General features: G+C 31.3%; 6 protein-coding genes and 2 pseudogenes. 5 read left to right on the plus strand and 3 right to left on the minus strand.

The window, feature by feature from the left end; all coding sequences use genetic code 11:
• Nucleotides 1-465: 465 nt before the first annotated feature.
• Together JFU54_RS29005 and JFU54_RS29010 are read left to right on the plus strand one after the other, a co-directional pair.
• Nucleotides 466-1,035, plus strand: a complete 570-nt coding sequence (locus JFU54_RS29005; RefSeq protein WP_002016999.1) for a hypothetical protein — start codon at nt 466-468, stop codon at nt 1,033-1,035.
• A 420-nt stretch (nt 1,036-1,455) separates the two neighbouring features.
• Nucleotides 1,456-2,870, plus strand: a pseudogene (locus JFU54_RS29010) (phosphatidylinositol-specific phospholipase C).
• A gap of 153 nt (nt 2,871-3,023) precedes the next feature.
• Here JFU54_RS29010 and JFU54_RS29015 read toward each other — a convergent pair.
• Both JFU54_RS29015 and JFU54_RS29020 read right to left on the minus strand, forming a co-directional pair.
• Entirely contained in the window at nt 3,024-4,400 is a 1,377-nt protein-coding gene (locus tag JFU54_RS29015; protein WP_201067630.1) for a lytic polysaccharide monooxygenase, read from the minus strand.
• Nucleotides 4,401-4,688: 288 nt separating this feature from the next.
• The gene (locus tag JFU54_RS29020) at nt 4,689-5,264 is read right to left on the minus strand and encodes a TetR/AcrR family transcriptional regulator (RefSeq protein WP_002085457.1); all 576 of its coding nucleotides are present in this window, start codon (nt 5,262-5,264) and stop codon (nt 4,689-4,691) included.
• Nucleotides 5,265-5,411: 147 nt separating this feature from the next.
• On the opposite strand from JFU54_RS29020, the gene JFU54_RS29025 reads away from it, so the two are divergent.
• Nucleotides 5,412-6,536, plus strand: a complete 1,125-nt coding sequence (locus JFU54_RS29025; protein ID WP_002016994.1) for an alpha/beta fold hydrolase — start codon at nt 5,412-5,414, stop codon at nt 6,534-6,536.
• 182 nt (nt 6,537-6,718) lie between these two features.
• Here JFU54_RS29025 and JFU54_RS29030 read toward each other — a convergent pair whose 3' ends face one another.
• Nucleotides 6,719-7,012, minus strand: coding sequence for an ArsR/SmtB family transcription factor (locus JFU54_RS29030; RefSeq protein ID WP_002016993.1), 294 nt, complete (start codon nt 7,010-7,012; stop codon nt 6,719-6,721).
• A gap of 458 nt (nt 7,013-7,470) precedes the next feature.
• Between JFU54_RS29030 and JFU54_RS29035 the strand changes: the two genes are divergently transcribed.
• Together JFU54_RS29035 and JFU54_RS29040 are read left to right on the plus strand one after the other, a co-directional pair.
• Nucleotides 7,471-7,794, plus strand: coding sequence for a hypothetical protein (locus JFU54_RS29035; RefSeq protein ID WP_201067632.1), 324 nt, complete (start codon nt 7,471-7,473; stop codon nt 7,792-7,794).
• Nucleotides 7,795-9,487: 1,693 nt separating this feature from the next.
• Nucleotides 9,488-10,534: pseudogene (locus JFU54_RS29040) on the plus strand (Fic family protein).
• Nucleotides 10,535-11,325 lie beyond the last annotated feature (791 nt).

Genomic DNA, 11,325 nt, shown 5'->3' on the forward strand with positions numbered 1-11,325 from the left:
AATCGCATGCGTGTATGATGTCATGCTCATTTCTCAGTAATTTTATAGCAGATCACTGGAATCCCTTCATAATATTAACATTTATCTTACTTAGTTTGATAACTATATCATGATAATTCCTATAGTTTTTTATAAAAATATTGTGTACTTTTCTCGAAGTATATACGACATTTGATTACAAATATATTATTACCACTACGATTTTAATTTGTTTAAAACGTACAAAGAGAGAATTGAAACACTAAATTGCCTTATGAAAAGGTATTACTGTATTATTTGTTAGAAAATTGAAAAAACATGTGCAGATAGCTATCATTGTAAGTGCATATATAATTAACTTTAATTTTCTGACATAATTTCACATAATTCTTAAACTATTTTTTTGCGTGCATTATGAAATAAAATATTGCCCCATGTCAGTCTTTAAAAAATTATATATCATAACTTTAAGGGAGGAAGAAAACTATGAAGATGAAAAGAAAAATCATGATGACGACAGCACTTGCAGCTACATTGGCTACAGGTGCACTACCAAGTACATCGGTGTTTGCTGCTGAAAAAGAGGCTCCTATCCAACAAGAAGAGACACAGATGAGTATTCAACCATTTGCACAAAATAATTTGGAAACAGCAGTTAAAGCTGCCTTAAATGGTCCAGAAGTTAAAAAAATTAAAGTATTTGAGCATGAATTTAATGTAAAACCAATTGAAGTAGTAAATTTAGGTGGTGGTAAAACATATGTTAAGGGACAAATTTCTCATCATTTAAGTTTTCGTCCAGATGATCAATTTTATTATGAGTTTACAGTGCAAGATGGAAAGGTAATAGATAAGCCTGTATTTAATATTGATAGAGGTGGTTGGACACCTTTTGCCGCTCCACTTTTATCAATTCTTGCTGCGTATAATGGGATTCCAGTTAATCCAAATGATTTAAATGCACTTGGTCAACAGATTGGAAAAGTGATAGATGGAAGCTGGGAACATGCAGCCCAATCTATCGCAACTGTAGTTAGTTTAAGTTTTAATGAGTAGAATTTCTTAATTTTTGTTAGCCTAACAGAGTCCCATTTTTCATAAGTAACCTTGTTATAAAAAATTCTGAAACAGCTATAAATAGATTTTTACCACTCAGTCACATTATCTTGATTTGTTAACCACCTTATCATTCATTATATGTCACAAAATAGAAGTCTTTTTAAGACTTCTGTTTTGTTTGTATACAGTACAGCGGAAAGTTTGTTTTTTACCTATCTATGCTTCAATTCTTTAAGAATCCGTTTGACTATTAGATACAATTTATTACAACAAACTATTAAAATCTCAAATAACTTCCTACCCTATTTTGATTTTTTCAAACACAAAAATTCATTACTTTAAGAATGAAAACAATAGATGTAGTAAAAAATCATCTTGTTTTATTATATCTATTGTTTAAAAGTCAGGAGAGATAAAATGAACAAAATAAAAATGAGGAATTTTTTAAAATTAGTATCCTTACTTGTTTCACACTAGCAAGTTTAAGTACACCATCTACTATTTTTGCTGATAGTCATCCAGGTTATTCCTATGAATCCAATATAGGCTATCAAAACCCAGCATGGATGTCGAAAGTAGCAGATTCAACAAAATTGAGTGAAATATCTATTCCAGGGACTCACGGTACAATGGCTTTACATGGAGCAAGCTTTCTTGATGAAAATTTGACAAGAAATCAAACTATGAGTCTACCACAACAATTAAATTCCGGAATTCGATATGTAGATATGCGTGTTAAACGTGTAAAAGATTCTTTTGCAATGTACCATGGGATTGTAAATCAAAAAGCAATGTTTGAAGATGTATTAAAAGAGGCAATTCAATTTTTAAAAGATCATCCTACAGAAACAATTTTAATGCGCTTAAAAGAAGAAACTACTCCTGAAAGTGGCTCACTATCATTCGAGGAAATACTTAATAAATACAAAGACCTTAATTCTTCCTATTTTTGGGATCCGAGTTCTGTACCAACTTCAAAAAAAAATAACCCTACTCTAGGAGACATCCGAGGGAAAATTGTAATCTTACAAAACTTTACAGCCTCTCAGCAATATGGTATTAATTACGATAGCTTAAATATACAAGATACATTTGAAATTGAAAAAGGACCAGACGGAATGTATGAAAAATGGAATGCGGTGAGAACCCACCTTCAAAATGCAAATAATAATTTTAACAATGATAAAATCTATCTTAACCATTTTAGTGGCACAGGTGGTGCTGCTGCATTATTAAATAATGTTTATCCTTGGTTTGTTGCAAGTGGTAAAGAGAGCAGAAATACTGATAGTAACCCCAAGATGATTCAAAAAGCTACAACTAATGCGTGGGAAGATTTCCCTCGTGATATAAATGGTCAAGTATTTTATGGTGGAATGAATACACTTGGGACCGAACTCTTGCAACAAGGTGGAATTAAACATTCTGGTATTATCGCAGCTGATTTTCCTGGTCCAGGTTTAATTGATAGTATCATTAAATTAAACGGTATACATTCGAATGAAAAAGAAATATTAATTTCGCAAATTTCATCCGAATCTAGCCCTTTATCCGGACAACAAAATCGATCCAGTCAAAACTTTAAAATTGATAGTTTACCTGTAGGTACTAAGGAATTAAAATGGATTATTGAGCCTTCAGAAAAAGATCATCCTTCTGCTATCTCCTTCAATGTAATGATTGACGTTTCCCTAGGTACAGATTCTACTCGTTGGAAAAATATTTCACATGGATCTAGGACTGAAGCTTATACGAATGCTAAATATTATATTGCAAGCCCACTTGGTGCCACTAATAAATTTACAGTGAAAATATACGCTATTACAAATTAAAAAATAAAGAATCCCAATGGAATTCCTTTTTGATGGAATACCATTGGGGTTCTTTAATAATTTCATTTCGTATATATTGGGATGAAGAGTAAAAATTGCCCCCCTGTTCCGGTATTGCACATAGAATAAGTGATAACTACCCTTTTCCACTTATCATTTATTTAAAACTGGCTTCCAAAGCGATAGTGCAAAAATCCAATTTGGATCGCCGTTCCCTTGATAACTTTGAATCGCTTCATACACTTTCCCCTCATGTACTACTTTATCACCTTTATTGTATGCTTTTCTTGCATCCCATTTTTCATAAGTAGAGTCCTCTAGTTTGGTTGCTACAGTTAAAACATCACTTCTACTAGACTCATTTCCAGCTAAATCAACCGCCGTCACTACATATTTATACGATGTATTAGTTTTTAAATCTTTATCCATAAAGGATGTATTATCCGCTGTCCCAATTTTATTCATAACCCCAGTGCTTTCTCTATATACAACATAATGATCAACACCTACATTATCTTCAGACGCACTCCACATCAAATCAACAGTTGTCGCTGTTGTACCCATACTATGTAATCCTTTTGGTTGAGTCGGAGCCTCTTTATCTGGAGTTTCATTTGTTGTCTTAACCTTTAGTTTTTCACTTTCTTTTGATATGTTTCCAGCAGCGTCTAATGCCTTTATTGTATAGGTATATTCCGTATTTGCTTTTAGTTTTTTATCAGTAAAAGTTGTACCTGGTACCGTACCAATTACTTCTCCATTACGTAACACTTGATATTCTTTTACGCCTATATTATCATTTGAGGCCTTCCATGTTAGTTCAACACTATTGGCAGAAACTTTAGACGCATTTAATCCAGTTGGTTGACTTGGAGCTACTGTATCGGGAGCTTCATTATTTACTAGATTTACATCAATTACATTATAAAACGCATTTGACGTATCTGCTACATCCCATACAGCTAAAATAACATGATAACCATTGCGATCAGTTGGTACATTAATTGTATGTGTTAAATTATTTGATGCTGCCGAACCATCATGTTTCACAGTTCCAATTGGTTCTAATTCAGCACGTGTTAATGGTTTATTAGGATTCCATCCCTTTTTGGTAATGTAATAATGCCATTTACTTGTAGAATGTGCCGCTGTGTATTTCCATGTAAATGTATTTGCTCCCCCCTTTATTGTGTTTTTGAACCAGCGATTTGATGTTTGTTGGTCAAGAATCCCTCCAAACAGTCCTCCTGCCGAAGCGATTTTCCCATCAATCGGTCCACCATCTGGGAATCCTTTAGGTGCTTCTAGACTTTGAGGTTCGTACATTACATTTCCACAATTTAAATTTAATGCTCCATAATTCTGACTACATAAAGCAGCACGACTACTCGGCTTTTCAACAAACCCATGTGCATATGCACTTTGAGGAATCATTGTAATTGCCGTCACCCCTACAGCTAAAACACAAGCACCAATTCCTTTTTTACTTTTTCTTAATCTTTCTAACTTAAATGTTAATTTCAAATTCATACTTGTCACCCCAATATATTATTTATGCTAATATAATAGCAATATAGGGATAAACGAACAAATCACCTACTAATATATTAATAGTTCAATAACATAAACACATTTAGTTTATTTATTAACCTGATATGGGGCTAAATTAAGCAAATTAATTCTATTTTGTAACATTATGTAGTAAAGAGTTTATAAAAAACCAATAAAGATTCACAAAAAATCCAAATATCGATTACTTAATTTTTTACACCCACACCCCACACGATAACTACATTATTAAGCAGGTTTCATGATTTATTACATTCTCTCGCCACCTGACAAAATCAGATCAAAAACATATCCCTGCATATTATCGATTAGTTCAACCACATCTGGATTTTTATCGTTGCTCAGCGACCAATTGATTGACACCATTGCGTTTGCTGTATACAACTGAGCTACAAAGTCAATCGGCACACTTACTTCAACCTGCTGCTCTTTCAAATAGGAATAGCAGGCATTATATAAAATGGATTCTAATTCTAAACGTAAATCCGCTGAGGGAACACGTACATGGAGTAAAGTTGCAACCTCTTTTTTTCGCGCTGAGATCTTATCGGTTATCATATTAATAGCTTGAGCCACATTTCCATTCTCTATTAATGCGAAACGAAATTCAATTTCTTCCTTGAACCAGCAGACATAATTTTGCACTAATTTTTCCAAAAGATCATATTTATCTGCAAAATGGCTGTAAAATGTGGACTTACTCACCATAGCATGTATGCAAATATCTTTAGTTGTAATTCGCCCAAACTCTTTTTCGTTCAAGAGGGTAATAAGTGTATTAGAAATATTTTTCTTCGTTTTATAAACACGAACATCCTCTCCCATTAATAATCAATCTCCTTCCCAAAGTTGCTTATCAAACCATTTATATCCTTATGGTTCGATTTCGTACTTCTTCCCCTTTCCTGCTTGTTGTTTCTTTAATATACTTCTCTTATCCTTACCTTGTAGTCAAATATAAGGAGGGATTTTATGTTTAAACAGTATGTAAACAACGAACAGTTCAATTTGCAAATTAACCGTTTTTTCAACGATTTCTATCAAGACGATGAGCGGGCAAATCAGGATTTGCAAGCCATCATCCCAAGACTTACAGACACGGACAGCTGGTATAACACTTGGATAGAATATGCAGCAATGCGGGAGCATCAGAAAGACTTCGATCTAGCTTCGGTTTATTATCAGGCTGCCGAGTTTTATATGGAATCATCCGATCCAAAAAAAGAAAAAGTGTACCAAAAATACCGTGAAACTTTTTATAAGGGCTTTCATGACTTTGAGTATGAAACCTATCAAATTCCTTATGAAGATTCCTATCTTCCTGCAATCAAATTCATGACACCAGGCGCATGTAATACACTACTTTTCTTTGGAGGCTACGATTCCTACATGGAGGAAATGATGAAGATGATGAACTACCTCATAGGAATCAATTATAATATTATAGTTTTTGATGGACCTGGACAAGGAACAGCACTGAAAAACGGCTTAAAATTCATCCACAACTGGGAGAAGCCCGTTTCCACAGTCATTGACTATTTCAAACTTGACCGTGTTAGTATTCTCGGAGCTTCTTGGGGCGGCTACTTGGCAATGCGTGCCGCCGCTTTTGAAAAACGAATCGACAAAGTCATCGCCTTTAATATTTTTTATAGTGGCCTTGATGCACTCAAGATGCGCATGCCGGATAATATCTGGAATAAATTGACCACGCTTCTGGCTACTAATGAAGCTGACAAAATTAATACCATGTTTAAACAAATGATGGCTACCAGCATCGACCTGAACTGGAAAGTTAAAAAAGGTATGGAAAATACAGGTGAAAAAACGCCATTTAACTTACTTAAAAACTTTGAAAAACATACGATGGCAGGAATCGGTCAGTTCATAAATCAAGAAGTATTGCTCCTGGCTGGTGAAGACGATCAGTACGTTCCAATTAGCCGATTACCGCAAATCGAATCGGAGCTATGTAATGCAGCCTCCATCACTTCTGTAGTTTTCACTAAGAAAACTGGTGGTGAACAACATTGTCAGGCTGGTCATCGTCACTTAGCTTTTGATGAAATTAAAAGATTTTTGCGACATAACTTCTAGTGAATAATATCAAGCATTTTAGCACTTTCAAAATTTTTCATATACTAACACATTAGAACATGGTGACTATCGTGACACTCCTCAAAAAAACTGATATTTTGTCATAAAAGAAATCCCCCACTTATTTGTGGGGGGATTATTCTGTGCTTTACTTATAATGATATGTGTGAAGTTTTGTTTATTTACAAACCTAAAATCCCTACAATCTGACTCGCCTTTAAATTAGTAATATAATTGTACATCTCTAAGCCTTTTCTTTCAGCCTTTAGCACCTTGCCTCTCATTTTCGATAAATGTTGGGAAACAATAGATTGTGGAATTTTTAAAAGCTCCGTCAATTGTGTAACATTACATTTTTTATACTGAATTAACTCGTTTATAATTTGCAATCGAATTGGATGTGCCATTATTTTTAACATATCTACATCCTCTTCAGTTATTACACTCTTTTTCATTTCACTTTTATACATTGTCATAAGAAATTCTCCTTTATTATCCGTGCATTTCCGCACGTCTTTTAATTAGAAGTATATTCTAAAATTATTACGGTTTAATATTCTTATTTTTTGGTATATTGAAGTTTATATTTTCAAAATAATATAATTTCAGAAACGCCTTACACACATATTGTAAAATTCCAATATGCGATTCATACGAACTTAATATACGGTTTAAATGAATCTTATATAATGAATCTCACTTCACTATGGAGACACTGTTGAAACGTTACTTCAATAACTCTGTAGGAAACTTATAAACAACTAAAAAAGGACACACCTATAGCATATGTATGCATAGGTGTGTCCTTTTCTAAGATAAATTTTAGAGTATTAACTTCTTTTATCCCATCGTATAAGATAACTATTTAAATTTCAAAATATATAGTATAGAATAGGAACATTCGCTATATTTATGTATGAAAGGATTTTCGGAAATGGACTTGTTGCAAATCATGAAAATGGAAAATTTAATTTGGACTATTGAACATAGTAGTGACCTCTCAAAAAGGTTTTACATAATAAAATTTTTTGATAGAGAAAATACAATTAAGCCAATTGAAACATTAGAATTTGGAAATAGAAATATCGACAAATTTGAATGGGTGTTTATTAATATATTTCCAAGGGTAGTAACAACTTATGTCCCTTCCACTGGAAGGAAACCTGATGAATCATTAATAGATACAACTAGAGAAAACAGTAAAGAATCACTTATTTTACAAGGAATACGAACCTACACCAAGTTTTGGTCATGTTAACCCCCACCCTTCTATAGCAGAAAATATAATTTTGCATAAAATGTGTTTTTTTGAGTTAAGGTGAATTCTATATGTAAATTCTTCTGAGAGTTTCATTCACATTGTATTGTTCGTTATTTGAAGAACAAGGAGTTTTTTATAATATACGATATATCAATTTTTAAAATGTATGCTTATACTTATTTTTTTAGGCATTTTATTCTCTTAAGAGCATCCACGCAAATAGATGCTCTTAAGAAAATAAAAAAGTAGTACGCATGAGATTGAATGAATATTAAATAAAACACTTTGGATCTGGAACTTACCTTACACTTTGTTTTATATACATAAAGAAGAGTAGAATATCCTTTTTTATTTTTAGATTTGCCTACTAACACTTCAAACAATCTATCAGGACGTTAAGTAGTGAATAGTTCAATTTTAGGGGATTGTTTTAATCTCTACTAATTTAGCAGAAAATTCAGTTCCACATTTAACCTTTTTAAATTCTAGATGATTAAATCCTTGATTAGCGCCTCATCGGTTGAATCAAAAAGGGTATGCACTTTAATACACCTAGTCCAACAAACGTAAATATTACTCCTACCAAATCAAACAAAAAAATTTGAGTAGCCCCCTATTTATTGCACTAATTATAACTAGAGCTAACCCTTTTCCTTTTCTTTAAATTCCTACTTTAACTAGAACATACGGACGTTAAGTGATATGAATTCATTTTATAATGGGGGGATTTTTCACCTTTTCTAAACAACTTATTATATTATTTTTATCTAATAAGGCACAGAAACAAATTAAAAAACTTTAGTGCTCCTGAAAATCTCTTGAGGAAAAACGTTTTTAGGGTGAAACGTTTTTCAGGGTACTTTTATACTGACTCTTTTCCTTAAAATGTTTCTGTACCTAATATTTAAATTAACTTATGTCAAAATATTTCGCAATACAAGCGCTAAATGCTACATGGATATATAGAAAATGACACTTTTTATGAGCATACCCCATCAAATACTTATATTAAATATAGAAAGTCACCTTAATATTATTAAATTTGTTAAATTAAATAATGAAAATGGAGAATACTAACTTTATAATTGTCACAATTTAATTTATATATCTACTCTTTTATTACTCGTAAAAATCATTTGATAATTCCTTCAATATTAATTTATGAAATGCAGAGACCATCTAAAGCAACAATTTTCTTACATTAGATTGTTTTTCTATTTAATTTATTTTGTCGAAAAAAGTCGATATTTTCATATTTTTTTCATTTAATTATTGTACATTTGCACATTTAGTGTTAGGATTATGCCTATTCAAATTAGATCCTATTGATTCCTCTTTAAGATTTCTTTTATTTTATTTGTAGAAAATTAGTTACTTTCTAGTAAATTCCCAGCAATAATACAGCAAACTACACTAATAATAATTCTAAAATTATATTTTTCATCTCGTAAATTCATAAAAAGGAATTTACGTCAAACTATATTTTCTATCTGTGTATATTCATTCTTTATTCAAACATGATTAATCATAAGTTCTAACTCGTTAATCAAATTTAAATAAACAATTTTGATTCTAAAATAAGTTCAAAATCAAAATAAATATATTGTTATTTCAAAATAATGTTGTAAACTATCTTTAGAATGGAAAGATTTATGTAACAGCATGTTAAGGGGTTACAGGGGGAATAAAAATGAGAAATTTTTTCGATGACAAGTATAAAAATATTGAATTAAAAAAGGAGACTATTAAATATAATCAGTGAAATTAAAGTGAATTAAAAGGAAAATTAGCTGCTTATCAGGAACAAAATCCTGATATATTTACTAGCTTAGAAAAAACCATACCACTTCATTACATAAAAAACTTTACTACTACCTATGAAGATATAAAAGTCCCAAATAAAAGATTAAAAGAACTTATTTTAGATGATATAGTACCTCAAAATATTTCGGAAGATGCTATCTTTTGTTTTTATCAAACACTTACTTTTGTACATAAGAATTCCTGTGATTTATTAATCAATCCAGAGACTATACAGGAATTACATTTTCAATTAATACATTACATTACCTCTGACAGTGCCAAATGGCGCGAAAAACCGTTTACTATTCCAGGTATTCCTGAAAACGGAATGCACTTAAATAGTTACCGCATTCTTCCACATGAGCTTATTCCACAAGTAATGGAACAATTATGTGATCAATATAACTCATTAAATTCTAGTAAGGGCCATCATTCACTTTTATTAATAGCTCGTTTTATATTTAATTTTTATTGCATAGTCCCTTTTAATCAGGGTAACGGCAGATTGGCGCTTATGTTAATGCAATTGCTATTAATTAAGAGTGGAAATACATTTGTAAAATATGTATGTCTGGATAAATACATTAAGAAAAATGAATCTGAATATTACAATTCGATTTATAAATCTTCGGTAAATTGGTACTGCGAGGAACATAATAGTAGCTTTTGGTTAAAAACGTTTTTAACTATTATATTAGAGGCGTACAAAGATCTTCATAATACAGTTCTAGATTCTATATGTAAGCATACTAAAGTGGAGAGAATTCAGGATTTTATCCTTAAACAAAAACAACCCTTTACTAAGGAGTGTATTCGTAACACATATCCAGACATAGCAGAGAGTACAATCAGTAAGGCTTTAAATTCCTTGCAATTGTTTGGCCATATTAAGCTAGTGACAAAAGGAAGAAATGCTAGTTGGATTAAAGTTTAACTATACTTGTAAAACACTTACAGTTCAAAAAAGAAAATTATAACTTTATCATTTAAATTCATGCCTTTGGACTCTTATTCATTGAATTTCACTTTAATATATTAAGCTATTATTACTAATTTAGTTATTTCTAATTCCTACAAAACGTTTTATAGGAATATTTGTCGAAAAAAGTCGCATTTTAATATTTTTTCTTTATTTTCTGGTTGTAAACGTTTCATTTTCGTGTTACCATCTTAATCAAACAATAGATGGTAATAAAAATGAAAATATTTCTTTCCCTTAGAAACATATAAACGTACGGTCATATCAAGAAAATAAGGCCAAAGGAATATTTGATATCTATCCAAATTACCAATAGGAATTTTGCTGCATTAACTTTCTGTTATTTCAGAATAAAACTTCACATTTTGTCCCTAAACAAAATTTGTTAGCGTGCAAAATTCAAATACACTAAAACACCCAAATAAATGAAATGTCCTTTTTTATTGAGCATTGAGGTATGAAAAAATAATTCTTCCTACAAAATTCAGCTGAGTAACATAAAGACATCTAAATTACTACCTTTATCGCCATCTATTGTTGACAACATATTTACCAACTATTAAAAAGAACCTATCAAGGGTTCTTTTTTATTATAATCATTCAAATTTCACTTCTATCTTGATACTTAGATTTCTACACAAATTACATCTACTTTTTTACTCTCAATTATTGAATTTATAATATAGTACTTCAATTTTAGTTATTCTTGATCTCAATCCGTTTAAATTAGTGAATAAAATTCAAAC

The sequence above is a fragment of the Bacillus sp. TH19 genome (genome assembly GCF_016651075.1).
Taxonomy (GTDB): domain Bacteria; phylum Bacillota; class Bacilli; order Bacillales; family Bacillaceae_G; genus Bacillus_A; species Bacillus_A mycoides.